22 protein-coding genes and 1 riboswitch are annotated in these 17743 nt (G+C 55.8%); of the genes, 12 read left to right on the top strand and 10 right to left on the bottom strand.

Going from position 1 to position 17743, the window contains the following annotated elements; genetic code table 11:
* Positions 1 to 618: glutathione S-transferase N-terminal domain-containing protein (locus R6T97_RS13090; protein WP_410349742.1), on the bottom strand; the 618-nt coding region annotated here is incomplete at its 3' end.
* A 105-nt stretch (positions 619 to 723) separates the two neighbouring features.
* A riboswitch (SAM riboswitch) is annotated at positions 724 to 801 on the top strand.
* 88 nt (positions 802 to 889) lie between these two features.
* Between R6T97_RS13090 and metZ the strand changes: the two genes are divergently transcribed.
* The 8 genes from metZ to R6T97_RS13050 all read left to right on the top strand — a co-directional run bounded on the left by metZ (position 890) and on the right by R6T97_RS13050 (position 6978).
* Positions 890 to 2065 (top strand): O-succinylhomoserine sulfhydrylase, encoded by a 1176-nt coding sequence (gene metZ, locus R6T97_RS13085; protein WP_410349741.1) that lies wholly within the window; start codon positions 890 to 892, stop codon positions 2063 to 2065.
* 174 nt (positions 2066 to 2239) lie between these two features.
* Positions 2240 to 3343, top strand: coding sequence for a GTP cyclohydrolase FolE2 (gene folE2 / locus R6T97_RS13080; protein WP_410349743.1), 1104 nt, complete (start codon positions 2240 to 2242; stop codon positions 3341 to 3343).
* A gap of 202 nt (positions 3344 to 3545) precedes the next feature.
* Complete coding sequence (locus R6T97_RS13075; protein ID WP_410349740.1) at positions 3546 to 4166, top strand: ATP-dependent Clp protease proteolytic subunit; 621 nt, start codon at positions 3546 to 3548, stop codon at positions 4164 to 4166.
* A gap of 223 nt (positions 4167 to 4389) precedes the next feature.
* The gene (gene clpX / locus R6T97_RS13070) at positions 4390 to 5655 is read left to right on the top strand and encodes an ATP-dependent Clp protease ATP-binding subunit ClpX (protein WP_410349739.1); all 1266 of its coding nucleotides are present in this window, start codon (positions 4390 to 4392) and stop codon (positions 5653 to 5655) included.
* Complete coding sequence (locus R6T97_RS13065; RefSeq protein ID WP_410349738.1) at positions 5618 to 5902, top strand: Rid family hydrolase; 285 nt, start codon at positions 5618 to 5620, stop codon at positions 5900 to 5902. Before clpX ends, R6T97_RS13065 begins: the two co-directional genes overlap by 38 nt.
* Entirely contained in the window at positions 5859 to 6044 is a 186-nt protein-coding gene (locus R6T97_RS13060; protein ID WP_410349744.1) for a hypothetical protein, read from the top strand. The genes R6T97_RS13065 and R6T97_RS13060 overlap by 44 nt, the downstream gene beginning before the upstream one ends.
* 60 nt (positions 6045 to 6104) lie before the next feature.
* Entirely contained in the window at positions 6105 to 6488 is a 384-nt protein-coding gene (locus R6T97_RS13055) for an NADH:ubiquinone oxidoreductase subunit NDUFA12 (RefSeq protein ID WP_410349737.1), read from the top strand.
* Between the two features lie 10 nt (positions 6489 to 6498).
* A complete protein-coding gene (locus R6T97_RS13050; RefSeq protein WP_410349736.1) occupies positions 6499 to 6978 on the top strand; it encodes a DUF2155 domain-containing protein in 480 nt (159 codons plus the stop codon).
* Here the strand turns inward: R6T97_RS13050 and aat are convergent.
* The 9 genes from aat to R6T97_RS13005 all read right to left on the bottom strand — a co-directional run bounded on the left by aat (position 6942) and on the right by R6T97_RS13005 (position 15281).
* Positions 6942 to 7592 (bottom strand): leucyl/phenylalanyl-tRNA--protein transferase, encoded by a 651-nt coding sequence (gene aat / locus R6T97_RS13045; protein WP_410349735.1) that lies wholly within the window; start codon positions 7590 to 7592, stop codon positions 6942 to 6944. The genes R6T97_RS13050 and aat overlap by 37 nt on opposite strands.
* A 5-nt stretch (positions 7593 to 7597) precedes the next feature.
* Positions 7598 to 8944, bottom strand: a complete 1347-nt coding sequence (gene accC, locus R6T97_RS13040; protein ID WP_410349734.1) for an acetyl-CoA carboxylase biotin carboxylase subunit — start codon at positions 8942 to 8944, stop codon at positions 7598 to 7600.
* Between the two features lie 10 nt (positions 8945 to 8954).
* A complete protein-coding gene (gene accB, locus R6T97_RS13035; RefSeq protein ID WP_410349733.1) occupies positions 8955 to 9437 on the bottom strand; it encodes an acetyl-CoA carboxylase biotin carboxyl carrier protein in 483 nt (160 codons plus the stop codon).
* 118 nt (positions 9438 to 9555) lie between these two features.
* Complete coding sequence (locus R6T97_RS13030; protein WP_410349732.1) at positions 9556 to 9891, bottom strand: hypothetical protein; 336 nt, start codon at positions 9889 to 9891, stop codon at positions 9556 to 9558.
* 114 nt (positions 9892 to 10005) lie between these two features.
* Positions 10006 to 10755, bottom strand: coding sequence for an ABC transporter ATP-binding protein (locus tag R6T97_RS13025; RefSeq protein ID WP_410349731.1), 750 nt, complete (start codon positions 10753 to 10755; stop codon positions 10006 to 10008).
* Between the two features lie 43 nt (positions 10756 to 10798).
* Complete coding sequence (locus R6T97_RS13020; protein WP_410349730.1) at positions 10799 to 11557, bottom strand: ABC transporter ATP-binding protein; 759 nt, start codon at positions 11555 to 11557, stop codon at positions 10799 to 10801.
* Between the two features lie 12 nt (positions 11558 to 11569).
* Complete coding sequence (locus R6T97_RS13015; RefSeq protein WP_410349729.1) at positions 11570 to 12769, bottom strand: branched-chain amino acid ABC transporter permease; 1200 nt, start codon at positions 12767 to 12769, stop codon at positions 11570 to 11572.
* Between the two features lie 4 nt (positions 12770 to 12773).
* Positions 12774 to 13805, bottom strand: coding sequence for a branched-chain amino acid ABC transporter permease (locus tag R6T97_RS13010; protein WP_410349728.1), 1032 nt, complete (start codon positions 13803 to 13805; stop codon positions 12774 to 12776).
* Between the two features lie 129 nt (positions 13806 to 13934).
* Positions 13935 to 15281 (bottom strand): substrate-binding protein, encoded by a 1347-nt coding sequence (locus R6T97_RS13005; RefSeq protein ID WP_410349727.1) that lies wholly within the window; start codon positions 15279 to 15281, stop codon positions 13935 to 13937.
* A 220-nt stretch (positions 15282 to 15501) separates the two neighbouring features.
* Here R6T97_RS13005 and R6T97_RS13000 point away from each other — a divergent pair, with 220 nt between their 5' ends.
* The 4 genes from R6T97_RS13000 to R6T97_RS12985 form a co-directional block, all read left to right on the top strand.
* Positions 15502 to 16803 (top strand): short-chain fatty acyl-CoA regulator family protein, encoded by a 1302-nt coding sequence (locus R6T97_RS13000; protein WP_410349726.1) that lies wholly within the window; start codon positions 15502 to 15504, stop codon positions 16801 to 16803.
* 83 nt (positions 16804 to 16886) lie between these two features.
* A complete protein-coding gene (locus tag R6T97_RS12995) occupies positions 16887 to 17255 on the top strand; it encodes a response regulator transcription factor (protein WP_410349725.1) in 369 nt (122 codons plus the stop codon).
* The gene (locus R6T97_RS12990) at positions 17252 to 17530 is read left to right on the top strand and encodes a hypothetical protein (protein WP_410349724.1); all 279 of its coding nucleotides are present in this window, start codon (positions 17252 to 17254) and stop codon (positions 17528 to 17530) included. The genes R6T97_RS12995 and R6T97_RS12990 overlap by 4 nt, the downstream gene beginning before the upstream one ends.
* Positions 17527 to 17743: hypothetical protein (locus R6T97_RS12985; protein ID WP_410349723.1), on the top strand; the 217-nt coding region annotated here is incomplete at its 3' end. The genes R6T97_RS12990 and R6T97_RS12985, both read left to right, overlap by 4 nt.

Genomic DNA, 17743 nt, shown 5'->3' with positions numbered 1-17743 from the left:
CACACCGGGACGCGCCCACATTGTTTCGAGCCAGCGTGTCATATGTGGTTTGTCGTCAAGGGTCTGCTGTTGCCCTTCCCATAAAGACGCCCAACCCCAGATCGAGATGTCGGCTATCGAGAAGAAATCGCCCGCTACAAATTCATGTTTTGCCAGTTGGCAATCCAGAACGCCGTAAAGACGCGCTGTCTCGTTGCGGTATCTGTCCTTTGCGTAAGGCAGGTCGTTCGGCGGGTCCATGGCGGGTGCATATTTCAGGAAATGATGCGCTTGGCCCGCCATCGGCCCCAAACCCCCCATTTGCCACATCAGCCATTGGTCAACGCTGATCCGGTGCCGCTCGGTCGTCCCATAGAGTTGCCCCGTCTTTCGGGCGAGGTACTGCAGGATGGCTCCGGATTCGAAGACTGAAACCGGCGCACCATCCGGCCCCTCAGGATCAACGATTGCCGGCATTCTGTTGTTGGGGGAAATCTTAAGAAACTCCGGTTTGAACTGATCGCCCGCACCGATGTCGACCAGATACAGGTTGTAGGGCAGTTCCATTTCCTCAAGCACGATCGAGGCTTTCCAACCGTTTGGCGTTGGCCAGAAGTAAAGGTCAATCGGGTGGGGCATGGGCTTTCCTCTCGGGCTTTCGACACAGCATCGCATGATGCACCCAAAGGGCAAGCGGCCCGATAGGCCAGCCGCGATCTTGACGCAGACCCGGCGCAGGCGTATGGCAGTCGCTGTGGCGATTTGTTACCGGATTGCGGGCCACGTTAAATATGCCGCTAAAGAGGGTTGCTGGTTTTCATACCTCGATACCTTTTCCCGGTGTCGGGGTTTTTTGTTGCGCGCAGGACGCGCATGAAATGAAGGCGCGAAAAACGCGTGAGGACAGATAATGAAGACTTGGAAAAAGCGTACCAAAGCGGTGCACACAGGGATCAGGCGCAGCCAGTACAATGAAGTCAGCGAAGCTATCTATCTGACCCAGGGCTTTGTTTATGACACTGCCGAGGATGCCGAAGCGCGGTTCATCAAGGCGGGCGATGATGAGTTCATCTATGCCCGCTACGGGAACCCGACAGTGGCCATGTTCGAAGACCGGATTGCCGCGTTGGAAGGCGCCGAGGACGGGTTCGCAACAGCCTCTGGCATGGCGGCGGTCAACGGCGCGTTGACCTCGATGCTGCGCGCGGGCGATCATGTTGTTTCGGCGCGCGCGCTTTTTGGATCATGCCTTTATATTCTGGAAGAAATCCTGACGCGATACGGCGTTGAGGTAACCTTTGTCGACGGCACCGATCTTGCGGCTTGGGAGCGCGCGATCCGTCCTGATACCAAGGTGGTTTTCTTCGAAAGCATCTCGAATCCGACGCTGGAAGTGATTGACATCAAGGCAGTGTCAAAGCTGGCACATGCGGTTGATGCGACAGTTGTTGTCGATAATGTCTTTGCGACGCCGGTGTTCTCTGATGCCATTGCCCAAGGCGCTGATGTTGTTGTCTATTCCGCAACCAAGCACATCGACGGGCAGGGCCGCGCGCTGGGCGGAGTCATCCTTGGGACGCGCGACTTCATCCGTGGCACGGTCGAGCCCTACATGAAGCACACAGGTGGATCGATGTCGCCTTTCACGGCGTGGATGATGCTGAAAGGGCTCGAGACGATTGACCTGCGTGTGCGGGCACAAGCGGCCTCAGCGCAGTATCTGGCTGAAAAGCTCGAATCGGGTGGTGATCTGTCAAACGTGATCTATCCGGGCCTCGCAAGCCATGCGCAGAACGCATTGACCAAAGCCCAGATGGTGGCCGGAGGCACCGTGCTGGCCATCGATGCGGGATCGAAAGAGGCGGCCTTCAAGCTGCTGAACGCGTTGAAGCTCTGGACGATTTCAAATAACCTTGGTGACGCAAAATCCATCGCGACCCACCCTGCAACAACGACGCACCAGCGGTTGCCGGATGAAACAAAGATCATGCTCGGGATCACATCGGGCCTTATCAGGCTGAGTGTGGGGCTAGAGGATCCGGATGATTTGCTTGCGGATTTGCGTACGGCGATTGCGGTTTCTTGAGCGGGTGACGCGGTAGGAAAAAATCAGTTAAGTTAAGATGGGTTACACGTCAGAAAGGTGCCCTCGATGACTGATCCGCGCGCGGAATTGCAACGTATCTATAAAGTTATCATTGGAAACTCCGATGAGCCGCCCCATCTTGGGGTGTCTAACGCACCGATGGGGAAGACTGACATGAATATCCATTCGCCTGACATGAATCGGCAACCGACACGCCAAGAGGCTGAAGCGGCCTTGGCTTTGTTGCGGCGCTGGGCAGGTGATGTGACCGCCGAAGAGGTCGCGACACTTGATCCGCTTGTGTCACGCCTGATCCCGGAACAGGAAGTGTCGAACTACCCCGCTTTGGCGCGGGCCTATCCGGAAGATTTTGAAGCGGATGATGCTTACAAGGCGTCAATGCCTGATCTGCAAAACGGCCCGTCCAGTTTGATCCGGGGTGCCCAGCAGCAAATCCAGCATGTGGGGATTTCCAATTTTCGCCTGCCCATCCGCTTTCATACCCGTGATAATGGCGATCTGACGCTAGAGACATCTGTCACGGGGACTGTTTCGCTTGAGGCCGAGAAAAAGGGCATCAACATGTCCCGCATCATGCGGACCTTCTACAAACATGCCGAAGAGACATTCAGCTTCGAGGTCATTGAACGGGCACTTGATGCTTACAAGACCGACCTTGAAAGTTTTGATGCCCGCATCCAGATGCGGTTCAGCTTTCCGATGAAGGTGCAAAGCCTGCGGTCAGGTCTGTCCGGCTATCAGTACTATGACATTGCGCTGGAACTGGTCGAAAGTGCCGGTGTACGTAAGAAAATAGTGCATCTCGATTATGTGTATTCATCGACATGCCCGTGTTCGCTCGAGTTGTCTGAACATGCCCGCCAGTTCCGTGGCCAGTTGGCGACACCACATTCGCAGCGGTCGGTTGCGCGTATTTCGGTGCTGCTGGAAAAGGGTGCAAATGTGCTGTGGTTCGAGGATCTGATTGACCGCGCGCGCGCGGCCGTTCCGACTGAAACGCAAGTCATGGTCAAGCGCGAGGACGAGCAGGCGTTTGCAGAGCTCAACGCGGCAAATCCGATCTTTGTTGAAGATGCAGCGCGCCTGTTTACGCAGCAATTACAGTTGGATACACGGATATCAGATTTCCGCGTCATCGCAAGCCATCAAGAAAGCCTGCACAGTCACGATGCCGTTTCTGTCCTGACCGAGGGTGAAACGTTTGCAGCCGAGAGTATCGATCCGCGTTTGTTTGCATCGTTGTTTCATGTTGGCTGAGTTCTGATTCCAAGCTGATAGAAGGTTCTAAGTCGGTCCCGCAGTCCAACGCCTTGCGAAAGGGCATGACGTAATCGCTGCTTTTCATGCCCCTCGATGCGCAATCGTTTCCCCGTGGCCCTTGAAGCCCCTGACGCCCAACACTAGAGTCATGCAGGATAATCAAACGAGGACGCTTTCGTCCGAACATGAGGCAGTACATATGCAAGACCCCGTCGAGACCTACATGAACCTTGTCCCAATGGTGGTCGAACAGACTGCCCGGGGTGAGCGCGCTTACGATATTTTCTCTCGTCTGCTGAAGGAACGGATCATTTTCGTGAATGGTCCCGTGCATGACGGTATGAGTCAATTGATCGTGGCGCAGTTGTTGCATCTGGAATCCGAGAACCCGAAAAAAGAAATCAGCATGTACATCAACAGCCCTGGCGGTGTGGTGACATCCGGTCTGTCGATTTACGACACGATGCAATATATCCGCCCCAAGGTCAGCACCCTGGTAATCGGGCAGGCCGCGTCGATGGGCTCGCTGCTGCTGACGGCTGGCTATGAAGGCATGCGGTTTTCGCTCCCCAACAGCCGCGTGATGGTGCACCAGCCGTCGGGCGGGTATCAGGGGCAGGCGACCGATATCATGATCCATGCGGCCGAGACCCAAAAATTGAAGACGCGCCTGAACGAGATTTACGTCAGGCATACTGGCAACACGCTCAAGAAAGTTGAATCGGCTTTGGAGCGCGACAACTTCATGTCTCCGGAAGAGGCGAAAGAGTGGGGCCTGATCGACGAAATTGTCGAAAACCGCACCAAGGCTGAAGATTAAGGCGATCGACGCCGCGATTTTCCAACAAACGCGGCATGTGCGGCGTTTGTTAATTTTCCGACCTAATGTCGTTTCAAGGCGATTGTGCCGACGCGTTAGCGGATTGTTCACGACAATGTCCACAAGGTCATTTTGACATTGTGGACATTGGCAGGCTGTCCTAGTGTTGCAAGTAAGGCAGTCCGATTTATATTTGATCGGCCCAAGGGCCAAGAGGTTTGAAATGGCGAATACGAGCGGCACCGACAGCAAAAATACACTTTACTGCAGTTTCTGCGGGAAAAGTCAGCACGAAGTGCGCAAGCTGATCGCTGGGCCAACCGTCTTCATTTGCGACGAATGTGTTGAACTTTGCATGGATATCATCCGTGAAGAGACAAAGACGGCCGGCCTGAAGGCGGGGGATGGCGTGCCTGCCCCGAGTGAGATTTGCGGCGTCCTGGATGACTATGTAATCGGCCAGATGCACGCCAAGCGCGTGCTGTCGGTGGCGGTGCATAACCATTACAAACGCCTGAATCACGCAGAGAAATCCGATATTGAATTGGCGAAATCCAATATCATGCTGATCGGGCCGACCGGTTGCGGCAAAACGCTGCTTGCGCAGACCCTTGCCCGTATTCTCGATGTGCCGTTCACGATGGCGGATGCTACGACCCTGACCGAAGCGGGTTACGTGGGTGAAGATGTCGAAAACATCATCCTCAAGTTGCTGCAGGCGTCCGAATACAACGTCGAACGCGCGCAGCGAGGGATTGTCTACATCGACGAAGTTGACAAGATCACCCGAAAGTCCGACAACCCGTCGATTACCCGTGACGTTTCAGGCGAGGGCGTGCAGCAGGCGCTTTTGAAAATCATGGAAGGGACGGTGGCTTCTGTGCCGCCACAGGGTGGGCGAAAACATCCGCAGCAGGAATTCCTGCAAGTGGATACGACGAATATCCTGTTTATCTGCGGTGGTGCTTTCGCCGGACTGGACAAGATCATCGCGCAGCGTGGCAAGGGCTCTGCCATGGGATTTGGCGCTGATGTGCGCAGCGATGATGATCGCGGCATTGGCGAAATCTTTACCGATCTGGAACCAGAAGACCTATTGAAATTCGGCCTGATCCCTGAATTCGTGGGCCGCTTGCCCGTCATCGCGACTTTGACGGACCTTGATGAAGATGCGCTGATCACGATCCTGACGAAGCCGAAGAATGCACTGGTGAAGCAGTATCAGCGCCTGTTCGAGCTTGAAGATGCCAAACTGACCTTCACAGAAGATGCGCTTGCGGCTATCGCAAAGCGTGCGATAGCGCGGAAAACCGGCGCGCGTGGCCTGCGGTCGATTATGGAAGACATCCTGCTGGATACCATGTTCGATCTGCCTGGTATGGACACAGTGACCGAGGTCGTGGTGAACGAAGAAGCGGTCACATCTGATGTGGCGCCGCTGATGATCCACGATGAAGGTACCAAGAAAGAATCGGCAACCGCGAGTTAAGTCTTTGACGGTGCGTCATATTCCTACAGCATCTCCATTTGATGAAACAATCGGTTACAGCCGTGCTGTTGTCTCGGATAGCTGGGTATTTGTGGCGGGAACGACAGGCTATGACTATGCAAAGATGGTGATGCCCGATAGCATCAAGGCGCAGTGCCGCAATGCGCTTGCGACCATTGACAAGGCATTGCAAGAGGCGGGCAGTGGGGCTCGACCATGTTGTGCGGGTCACTTACATCGTGCCTGACAAGGCACAGTGGCCGGACTGCTGGCCGATCACATCGGAGGCCTTCGCCAAGGCCAAGGCAGCGGCAACGATGTTTTCAGCCGCGTTGCAGAATCATGAAATGAAGATCGAAATAGAGGTGACTGCGCGGGTCCCCGCCTGAACCTGCTGGACCTTTTGCCAGCGTTGGTGCATGGATAGTCAACGCAATCGGAGACGCGATATGAGCCTTGCTCACAACATCAAACGCATTTTCACGTGGTGGGACGGTCAATCCTATGGCACCCAGCTTTGGACCAGCCGCAATGGTACCAAGGTAGGCGAAGACGCGCAGGGCAATGTATACTATCGCAACAACGACGACAGTCGCCGCTGGGTCATTTACAACGGTCAGAATGAAGCGTCACGCGTCGCCCCCGAGTGGCATGGCTGGCTGCACCGCACATGGGATCAGCCCCCGACCGAAGCAGCGCTCACCCACAAGGCATGGGAAAAGCCGCATCAGGAAAACTTGACAGGCACGACCGCCGCCTATGCACCTGCGGGCTCTATCCGCCGCAAAGCGCCTGTCGAACGTACCGACTATGAGGCATGGACGCCGGAATAGGATCCCTGTCATGCGTTCGCTTGTTTTATCTTTCCTTTTTTGCCTGTCAGTGATCGCAGCACCGCTGTCGGCACAAGAGATCGTGACAACGCCTATTGAAGAAATTCCACTCGATGAATTGATCGGTCAATTGACGACGACACCGATCGAGGAGGAAGAAGAATTTCTGACCACCTCGACCGAGGCCATGTTGCAGCGCGTCGCGACTGCATCTGGAGGAGAGTTGCGCATACTGGATAAACTGACCGGTCAGGTGACAGATGTGACGCTCGAAGGTGGCCAGACAGCGACTTTGGGCTTGTTGACAGTGAAACTCAATGAATGCCGGTACCCAATCGAGAACCCATCAGGGGATGCCTTCGTTCAAATCATTGTGCGTAATGACAAAGGCACTCTGTTTTCGGGTTGGATGCTGGCATCAGCACCTGCGCTGAACGCAATGGATCATCCGCGCTATGACGTCTGGGCATTGCGCTGTATCACATCCTGAGCAGGGGGTATTGGGCCGGGGCTGTCAAAGGAGGCATTGAGGGCCAAAGCTTCTGCAAGTATGGCCCTGTACTGATCTCTGGAGATTTCTACCGCACCGAGGCGGGCCAGATGTGGTGTGATGAACTGTGTGTCAAATAGATGAAATCCACCAAGGCGAAGCCGGTCGACCAGATAGGCAAGCGCCACTTTTGACGCATCCGTTGCACGACTGAACATGCTTTCACCAAAAAACGCAGCGCCGATAGTAACACCATAAACGCCGCCTACGAGCTGACCGTGTTCCCAGACTTCAATGGAATGTGCAAAGCCGCTTTTGTGCAAGGTGCAATACAGGTCGAAAATTGTGTCATTGATCCAGGTTTCATCCCGATCCGCACAGCCGCGCACGACATCTTCAAACGCTGTATCATATGTCACCGCAAAGCGACCCCGGCGCAGTGTGCGGGCCAAGCTGCGCGAAATCCGGAACCCTGTGAGCGCGATGATACCGCGCTTACGAGGATCGACCCAGAATACCTCTGGATCATAGCGCCCTTCGGACATTGGAAACAGGCCCACCTGATAGGCCTGCAAGAGCAGGTCCGGTGTCAGGGTGGGCGCGCCGTCCTTCATCGGTCCTACTGCAGATTATCTTCAAGCCAGTGTTCAAGCCAGTGGATGTTGTATTCACCGGTTTGCACGGCTTTTTCAGCCAGAAGCGCGTGGAAGAGTGGAATCGTCGTATCGACACCATCAACGATCAATTCGCCCAAGGCGCGTTCAAGCCTGGCAAGTGCCTCGGGTCGGTCGCGGCCATGCACGATAAGCTTGCCGATCAGGCTGTCGTAATATGGCGGGATTCGATAGCCATCATACAGAGCCGAATCCATACGCACACCCAGCCCACCGGGAGCGTGATACTGCGTGATCGTGCCGGGGCAGGGTGAAAAGTTGGGCAGCTTTTCTGCGTTGATCCGTACCTCGATCGCGTGGCCGTTGATCTGCAAGTCATCCTGTCCGAAAGACATCGGCAGGCCGGAAGCTACGCGCAACTGTTCGCGCACCAGATCGACACCGAAGATGGCTTCGGTCACGGGGTGTTCCACCTGCAGACGCGTGTTCATTTCGATGAAGTAAAACTCGTCATTCTCGAACAGAAACTCGATCGTGCCAGCGCCGATATAGTTGATCTTGGAAATGGCATCGGCACAGACCTTGCCAATGCGGTCACGCAATTCGGGGGTGATGCTGGGGCCCGGCGCTTCTTCAAGGACCTTCTGGTGACGGCGCTGAAGCGAACAATCGCGTTCGCCCAAGTGGACTGCGTTACCTTTACCATCACCAAACACCTGAATTTCAATATGGCGCGGCGTCGTCAGGTATTTTTCAATATAGACTTCATCGTTGCCAAAGGCGGCTTTGCCCTCTGCGCGGGCGGAATGGAACGCTTGCTCCATGTCGGCAGCGGTTTGCGCTACTTTCATGCCGCGCCCGCCACCGCCAGCGGTTGCCTTGATGATGACGGGATAGCCGACTTCTTCGCCGATGCGTTTTGCATCTGCCAAGGTCGGCACACCGCCGTCCGATCCGGGAACGCAAGGAACACCCAGTGCCTTCATAGTGTCTTTGGCTGTGATCTTGTCACCCATAACGCGGATATGCTCGGCTGTGGGGCCGATGAATGTCAGGTCATGGTCCTGAACAGCTTGCACGAAAGCAGCGTTTTCGGACAAGAAGCCATAACCGGGGTGGATCGCCTGCGCACCTGTGATCTCGCAGGCGGAAATGATCGCTGGGAACGACAGATAGCTTTGCGCCGATGACGGCGGACCGATGCAGATTGCTTCGTCTGCCATGCGGACATGCATGGCGTCGGCGTCAGCGGTTGAGTGTACGGCCACGGACTTGACGCCCATTTCACGGCAGGCGCGCACGACGCGGAGGGCGATTTCGCCTCGGTTCGCGATGAGAATTTTATCGAACATAGGGCCGCCTTTATTCGATGATCACGAGAGGTGCACCAAATTCGACCGGACCGCCATCTTCGACGAGGATTCGTTTTATGGTGCCAGCACGCGGGGCCGGGATGTGATTCATCGTTTTCATGGCTTCGATGATCAGTATTGTATCGCCTTCATTGACGGTCGCGCCAACTGTCGCAAATGGTGCCGCACCCGGCTCTGGTGACATATAGACGGTCCCGACCATGGGTGATGTCACCGCACCGGGATGGCTTGCGGGGTCAGCGGTTTCCAGAACAGGGCTGGGAGCGGCAGTCGCAGAGGGCATGGCCGGAGCCGCCGATGGAGCACTGGCGTGCATGACCGTTTGTGTCTGACGGCTGACGCGCACGTTCAGGCTGTCGTTTTCACCGTAGTCGCGCTTGACCTGCAGTTCGGTCAGATCGTTTTCGCGCAGCAGCTCGGCCAATGCCGCAATGAAGCTGACGTCGCTATCGTGAGAGGTTGTGTTGCTCATGGTATCCTCGGCCGGTTGCCCATATTATTGGCGCTTTTGCGACTTGGCGTCACAAAGCATCAGATAGCTTATAGGGCAAGCCAACGAAGGTGGAAAGCATAGGTATTTGGAAAAACGATCAGCTGTCTTTCGGGATGCTGCCTTCGGCTTGTGTCAGAGCATCGGCAGCGGGCTTTTCTGCGCGTGTTTCGCTGGTGTCATAGGGCAGCATTGGTATGTCATAAGGGCGCAGGGTCCGGTCCGGAGGCGCGATTTCAGAGGGGTTCTCAGGATATGCGGACCCTGAAAGGCGCGCAGTGACGACCTGTGCCACAAAAGGCTTGTTGGCCGGAAGCGTCGCGCTGTTCTCGGCTTGCTGAACAGCGTGAACTTTCGTTGTGACGGCCCGGGGTAATGCGGGCGCAGCAGCGGCGGCAACGGTCACAAGTGGTAGAAGGTTCAGCGATGTATCCATTGGTATTTCTCCGGACGGCGAAGGCGTGCATCCGCAGAATCACGTTTTTCGGGTTACCAAATCATTAATCGCAGAGAAGTATTTCCCTGCGATTTAAGGTTAACAGTTGCGGGATCAGATCGCGAGGTACTGCGCGCGCAGTGCTTCGTTCTCAAGCACCTCTTTTGCGGAGCCGTCAAAGACAACCTTGCCGATATCAAGAATGACAGCGCGATCGGCAAGCTTCAATGCAGCGACAGCGTTCTGCTCGACGATCACCGTTGTAATCCCTTGATCCCTGATCACGCCAAGGGTCTTGGCAATTTCTTGCACGATAACCGGGGCAAGGCCTTCGTAAGGTTCGTCCAGCAACAGGACCTTGATGTCACGCGCCAAGGCGCGCGCAATTGATAGCATCTGTTGCTCACCACCCGAAAGCGTGATGCCTTCTTGCTTGCGGCGCTCGCCCAGTCGCGGAAAGAGATCATAGATACGGTCAATCGACCATCCGTGCGGTGGCGCGATCTGCGCCAGTTGCAGGTTTTCCTCGACTGTCAGGCCGGGAATGATCCGGCGATCTTCCGGCACGAGCGAAATCCCATTCGTCGCGGCTTCATGGCTTTTCATTTCATGGAGCGGTTTGTGGTCGAGCCAGATTTCACCATGTTTCAGCGCGGGGTCATCCAGACGTGCAATCGCTCGCAGGGTCGAGGTCTTGCCCGCGCCGTTACGGCCCAGAAGCGCGAGGATCTCGCCCTCGTGGATGTTGAAACTGACATTTTGCACGATGTAGCTTTCGCCGTAATAAGCCTCGATCTCCCAGACACTCAGGTAGGCAGGGTGCGTGGCCGCATTGTTGGCGTGCTTGTTGAATGGTGCGTTCATTTTTCTGTCTCCGGTATGCAAACTCTCGTTGAAAGTTTGTCAGCTAGACTTGTGCTTCGCCGAGGTATGCTTCGCGCACCTTCGGGTGCCCTTTGATGTTGTCGGGGGTGTCTTCGACCAGCGGCGTGCCTTGCGCCAACACGGTGATGCGTTCGGCCAGAGAGAAGACCACATTCATGTCGTGCTCGATAATCGCCATGGTGACCCCACGCTTTTCGCGGATTTCCTTGAGCAGGTTGATCGTGTTCTGCGTATCCGCCCGCGCCATGCCTGCTGTGGGTTCGTCCAGAAGCAAGAGTTTGGGATTCTGCACCAGACACATCGCCATTTCCAGACGCCGTTTGTCACCACGCGACAGGCTGGAGGCCACCATGTGTCTTTTCTCCAGCATATTCACATCGGCAAGGATCGCCTCTGCCTGCTGCTGGATACCCTTTTCGGCAAAGATGCTTTCGATGGCATGCATCCGGAACGCGCCATCGCGCTTGGCAAAGCAAGGGATCATGACGTTTTCGAACACTGTCAGATCGCTGAATATCTCGGGGGTTTGAAACACCCGGCTGATCCCCATCTGGTTGATCTCGTGTGGCTTGCGCCCCAAGACAGATTGACCGTCAAACATGACCGATCCACTGTCCGGGATCAGCTTGCCCACCAGCACGTTCAGCAGGGTGGACTTGCCCGCCCCGTTGGGGCCGATGATTGCGTGGGTGGTGTTTTCCTGAATGCTCAGGTTCACATCACCCAGCGCTTGCAGGCCACCGAACCGCTTGTTGATGCCTTTGACTTCTAACAAACCCATCTGTTTGTCTCCTTATTCGGCCGGTTCAGTGGCGTTGGGTTTAGTCTCTTCAGCCTTGTTGCGACGGAACAGCCCTGCGATTTTCTGACCACCCTGAACAAGACCGCCGGGCAGGAAGATCACGACCAGCATGAAGACGATACCAAGTGTCAGGTGCCAGCCCTTGCCGACGAACGGATAGACCATGGCGACAACGAAGTTCTCCAGCCCGTCCGGCAGGAAGGCGAACCAACTGTGCAGGATCGTTTCGTTGATCTTGGAGAAGATATTCTCGAAGTATTTGATCATACCTGCACCCAGCACAGGGCCGATCAATGTGCCTGCACCGCCAAGGATCGTCATCAGGACGACTTCGCCCGATGCCGTCCACTGCATGCGCTCTGCACCTGCCAGCGGGTCCATTGAGGCCATCAAGCCACCGGCCAGACCAGCATACATGCCCGAGATCACAAAGGCCGCAAGTGTGTAGGGCCGCGCGTTCAGACCGGTATAGCTCATTCGTGTCTGGTTCGATTTGATCGCGCGCAGCATCATGCCGAAGGGAGAGCGGAAGATGCGGATCGACATATAGAATGCAAAGATCATGAAGACCGCAGCAAGGTAGTATCCGGTGTTGAAGGTGAAGAGCCAGCTACCGAGTTCCAGTTCATAACTGGAGCGCATCTCTAGCCCGAAGAGCGATGGCACGGGGATGTTTCCAGATACAGTTTGCGCCGCGCCAAATATCCGTGGATCGTCAAGTGCGAGCTGCAATCCCGTTTCACCGCCGGTGATCGGTGTCAGCACTGAATAGGCTAGCGCGAATGACATCTGCGCAAAGGCCAGCGTCAGGATCGAAAAGTAGATACCCGAGCGCCGCAGTGAAATGTAGCCGATCAGAAGAGAGAATAGCCCCGCGATGACCACGCTGATCGCGATGGCTGGCAGCACGTTCATGCTGAGCAGCTTGAACATCCAGACCGCACCGTAGGACCCTGCGCCGAGGAAAGCGGCATGACCGAACGAAAGGTAACCGGTCAGGCCAAAGAGGATGTTAAAGCCAATGGCGAAGATGCCAAAGATCACGAAGCGCTGCATCAGATCAGGATAGCCTGCGTTGAACTGCGCCATTTCGGACCCTTCGGGAAAGGGATTGAGGAGGAAGGGTGCCAGCATTGTCAGGCCGATTACGATCAGCAGCAGCCGAAAATCTTTGTTTTCTAATCCAAGCATTGGCTTATTCCTCCATCACGCCTTTGCGACCCATCAGGCCACGTGGACGTGTCAACAGAATGATAATTGCTACAAGGTAAATGATGATCTGGTTGATACCGGGCAGAATGTCGATCACTGCCGACATCGAGGCAAAGCTTTCCAGAATTCCCAACATGAACCCTGCGGCCACAGCACCGGGCAAAGAGCCCATGCCGCCAACAACCACCACGACGAAGCTGAGCACCAGAAAGTCCATGCCCATATGGTAGTTGGGTGAATTGATCGGCGCGTACATCACGCCAGCCAAACCCGCGACTGCGGCGGCGATACCGAACATGATGGTAAACCGTTTGTCGATGTCGATCCCGAGGATGCCAACCGTTTCACGGTCGGCCATACCGGCCCGCACGACCATCCCGAAGGTCGTGAATTGCAGGAAGGCAAAAACCGCGCCGATGATGAAGATCGAGAAGAAAAAGTAAACAAGACGCCAGTAGGGGTAGATGATCGCATTTGGATCAAAGCCAAGCACGACGCCGAAGTCGAAGCTGCCGACAAAGGCATCGGGAGCCGGTGTAGGGATCGGGTTGGCGCCGTAGAAGTACTTGATGATTTCCTGGATCACGATGGCAAGGCCGAAGGTCACAAGGATCTGGTCCGCATGGGGGCGCTTGTAGAAATACTTGATCAGGCCGCGTTCCATCGCAAAGCCGATGCCAACCATGATTGGAATGGCGAACAGGATGGAAATCGGGACAGCCCAGTCGATGATCGTGTTACCAGCCGCTTGCCCGAAGAAATCATATATATAGGGGACATCGACCTGCATCGGATTGCCGAGAAAGTCTGTCCGTGTTTCGTCCACAACCTTGTGGCTCAGCGTCAGCAGCTTGCTTACCGTGACTGCGACGAAGGCACCAAGCATGAACAATGCACCGTGGGCGAAGTTCACGACGCCCAGCGTGCCAAAGATGAGCGTCAGACCCAGCGCAATCAGCGCATAAGCAGAGCCTTTATCCAGCCCGTTGAGAATTTGAAGAATGAACTGGTCCATCTGGTGACCTCTGATCAGTTGTGGGAATGCGCAATGGTTGCACTGTGTAATGCTGCTGCCGCAAACCGGCGTTGCATGACCCTTTGGGTGACAGGCCACCCCCGAAGAGATGGCCTGTACACGTTCGGCTTATGCGCCCGGGTTACATGTACCCAAAGCACCACCGGCGAACTGCGGGTGATCTGGTGGGTAAGTGACCTGCGCAGCCGGTGTGACTTCGACGATTTCGAGAAGGTCGAACTCGTTGTCCGGGTTCTCTTTCCCCTTCACGACCAGCACGTCCTTGAAGCACTGGTGGTCTTCGGCACGGTACAGTGTCGGGCCGTTGCCCAGACCGTCGAACTCGAAGTCTTCGAGCGCTTCGACAACCGCACAAGGGTTGAACGAACCTGCGCGTGTCACGGCATCTGCATAAAGCAGTGTCTGTACGTAGCATGTGTGCGCAGCCTGTGACGGCGGGAAGCCGAACTTGGTGCCGAACGAACGGACAAAAGCTTGCGATGCGGCGTCCTGCAGCGACCAGTGCCAGTTTGTCGAACCGAAGATGCCCTTGACGTTGGCACCCGCACCCTTCGCCATCAGGCGAGAGTAAAGTGGAACGACGATCTCGAAGTTCTGGCCGTTGGCTTGTGCCTCACGCAGACCGAACTGAACCGCGTTGGTCAGTGAGTTCACCATGTTTCCGCCGTAGTGGTTCAGAACCAGAACGTCAGCACCGGAGTTCAGAACAGGCGCGATATAGGACGAAAAATCAGTCTGTGTCAGCGGTGTCAGTACCGTGTTCACAGTTTCCCAGCCGATCGCCTCTGTGGAGGATTGGATCGCTTCCTGCGTGGTGTAACCCCAGTTGTAGTCCGCAGTCAGGTGATAGGCTTTGCGGTTGTTGCCGTAAGCTGCCTCGAGAACCGGGGCCAGAGCCGCACCAGACATGTAGGAGTTGAAGAAATGGCGGAAGCCGTTGGCCCGCTTGTCTTTACCTGTCGTGTCGTTGGAGTGGGTCAGGCCCGCCATGAAGATCACGCCTGCCTCTTGGCAAAGCGCCTGCACCGCCACAGCCACACCGGAGGACGAACCGCCGGTGATCATGATTGCGCCGTCCTTTTCGATCATCGAACGTGCGGATGCACGAGCGGCGTCTGATTTGGTCTGCGTATCACCCGTCACATATTTGACTTCGCGACCCAAAATACCTGTGCCGTCCAGTGCCTGTGACGAGAACGTGGGCATCATGCCGCCGTCGCCGCCACCGTTGAGATGCTCGACCGCCAGTTCGTAGGCGCGTAGTTCATCAGCACCCTCGTCAGCGTATGGGCCCGTCTGTGGAACGTTAAAGCCAAGAATGACCTCACTGTCGGCGGGCGCATTGGTAAACCCGGTGTGGGCTTCAGCGCGCAGATACTGCGGCAGGGCAAGACCAGCACTGGCAACCATACCAGTTTTGAGCACACCCCGACGCGAGAAATTTGATTTGGACATTATTATCCTCCCTAAAGATTAAAGCCGGTTGAGCCTCCTCGCCCAACCCGCGAGCACTTTACAGTACAGGAGCAGTCTGTGTGACAGTTGACCTTTTCACCAACAAGCCATTGAGAGGGATGGACTAATTTGTAAATTTATGAACAGAATGTCAGGTACTTTCGTAAATGCCTTTGCTTGCATGCGCAGAAAGTCACTGAAACCAATAAGGGAATTCGGAGTGTCCAACCAAAGGCTCGCTGGTTCGCGTATTCGCGAAAAACGACTGGATCGCGGTTTGAGACAAGCCGCTGTTGCGGAAACAGTTGGTATTTCTCCTTCCTATTTGAACCTGATCGAGCACAATCGACGCAGAATCGGCGGAAAACTCCTTGCTGATCTCGCACGTGTTCTGAAGGTTGATACAGCGCTTCTGGCTGATGGGGTCGATACGGCAACCCTTGATCAGATGCGCAGTGCCGCAGCAACCATGGGTGGCGATGCAGAGGTGGACCGCGCCGAAGAGCTGGCTGCGCGATATCCCGGATGGGGGGCGTTGATCGCGGCGCAAGCGCGCAGGATTTCGGCGCTGGAGGAAAGGGGCCGCGTCTTGACCGATCGCATCGCCTATGACCCGCAACTCGCCGGTTCGTTGCACGAAGTCATTTCCGCTGTCAGTGCTATCCGGTCGTCGGCCTCCATTCTTGTCGGACCCGAAGAGCTTGATCAGGACTGGCAACGCCGGTTTCATGAAAACATCCACAATGACAGTGTCCGTTTGGCAGACAGCAGTGAGGCCCTGATTGCCTATCTGGAAGCCCCCGAAGGCGTCTTGGAGCAGTCGGGTTCACCGTTTGAAGTAGTCGAAGCCTATCTGGAGAAAACCGGATTCCATGTAGCGGCGCTTGAAGAAGGCGAAGAACCTGCCGATGTGTTGCGCCAAACGGCATTGGAAGAGCCAGCAAAAACCGTTCTGCTCAAGGTGTTGCAGGGTTATGCTGCGGATGTCGCGGCGTTGCCACTGGCGACTTTTGAAAAGGCATGCCGTAAATACAATTACGATCCGGCCCTGATAGCGCAGGGTTTAGGCGTAGCGCTGCCTTTGGTGATGCGCCGCTTGGCGCAGTTGCCACCCAACAAGGGGCACCCGCCGATGGGGCTGGTGGTCTGTGACGCGGCGGGCGCTTTGTCGTTCATCAAGTCTGTCCCGGGCTTTACCATGCCGCGCTCTGGCGGGGCTTGCCCGCGTTGGCCGCTTTATGGGGCACTAAGCAGGCCGCACCAGCCAATCAAGCTTGATGTGGAGATGCCCGGACCGAACGCGAACCGGTTTTTGTGTTTTGCACTGGCAGAAGCAAACGGTCCGACTCCGTTCGATGCTCCGCCTGTCCTGCAAAGCATGATGTTGGTAATGCCCGACCCGCCCGAACCCGCCACGGCACCGCATCCAGTCGGCCTGTCGTGCCGGATCTGCCCGAGAAGCAAATGTACCAGCCGCCGTGAACCGGCCCTCAAAGGCATGAGTGCGCAAACGGAGCTTTGACAGCAGACAGGTTTAGCATGATAGTCATGGCTCAGGGAGGCCCCCATACACGAAAGGGGAAAAGTTGTCAGGGAGGCGATGAGATGGGCAAACGTGTCCTTCTGATCGAAGATGAGCCGAATATCATCGAGGCGATCAGCTTCATTCTGTCCCGTGATGGATGGACCGTGCATACCCATGAAGATGGAACATCCGCTATGGCCAAGGTCCTCGCGCTTCCTCCGGATATGATCATCCTCGATGTCATGCTGCCCGGACGCAGCGGATTTGATATTCTGCGCGACCTGCGCGGGCATGATATGACAAAACAGACACCTGTCATGATGTTGACGGCGCGTGGTCAGGACAAGGACCGCGATCTGGCCATGCGCTTGGGCGCCAACCTTTTTGTCACCAAACCATTTTCCAACACAGAGGTGCGCGATCACGTGCGCCTGCTCATGGAAGCATGAGCCGCAAACCCACACTTTCGGTATTTTTACAGCGTGCAAGCTACCGCCAGAGGCGGCTACGGGATGCGGCAAGGCTGGTGCCGTTTCTGGGGATCGTATTGCTGGCCATCCCGTTGACTTGGCCCGCGGCGGGGGGCGCGCAAGAGCCGATCGGCTCTGCGGGTTTGCTTTATATTTTTGGTGTCTGCGCCTTGCTGATCATTTTGACAGCCGTTCTGTCCAGCTTTGTGCGCGCGGATTCATCACTGTCGGCAAAGGACGTTACAGAAGAATGATGTCCTTTAACGCCCTTATCGCTGTGGCGCTGGGCTATGTCGTTTTTCTGTTCTCCATCGCTTTCATCGCAGAGCGTCGCGCGGCGAACGGTCACTCCAACTGGTTGGCTTCGCCGTGGATCTACACCTTGTCACTCAGCATCTATTGTACAGGTTGGACCTTTTATGGCGCAGTCGGATATGCCGCGCGGTCGGGTTTGGAGTTTGCGACCA

Origin of the sequence: Yoonia sp. (assembly GCF_046498525.1) — a bacterium.
Taxonomy (GTDB): domain Bacteria; phylum Pseudomonadota; class Alphaproteobacteria; order Rhodobacterales; family Rhodobacteraceae; genus Yoonia.
The sequence above is the reverse complement of the archived record's forward strand: the minus strand, read 5'-3'. Positions and strand labels throughout refer to the sequence as shown.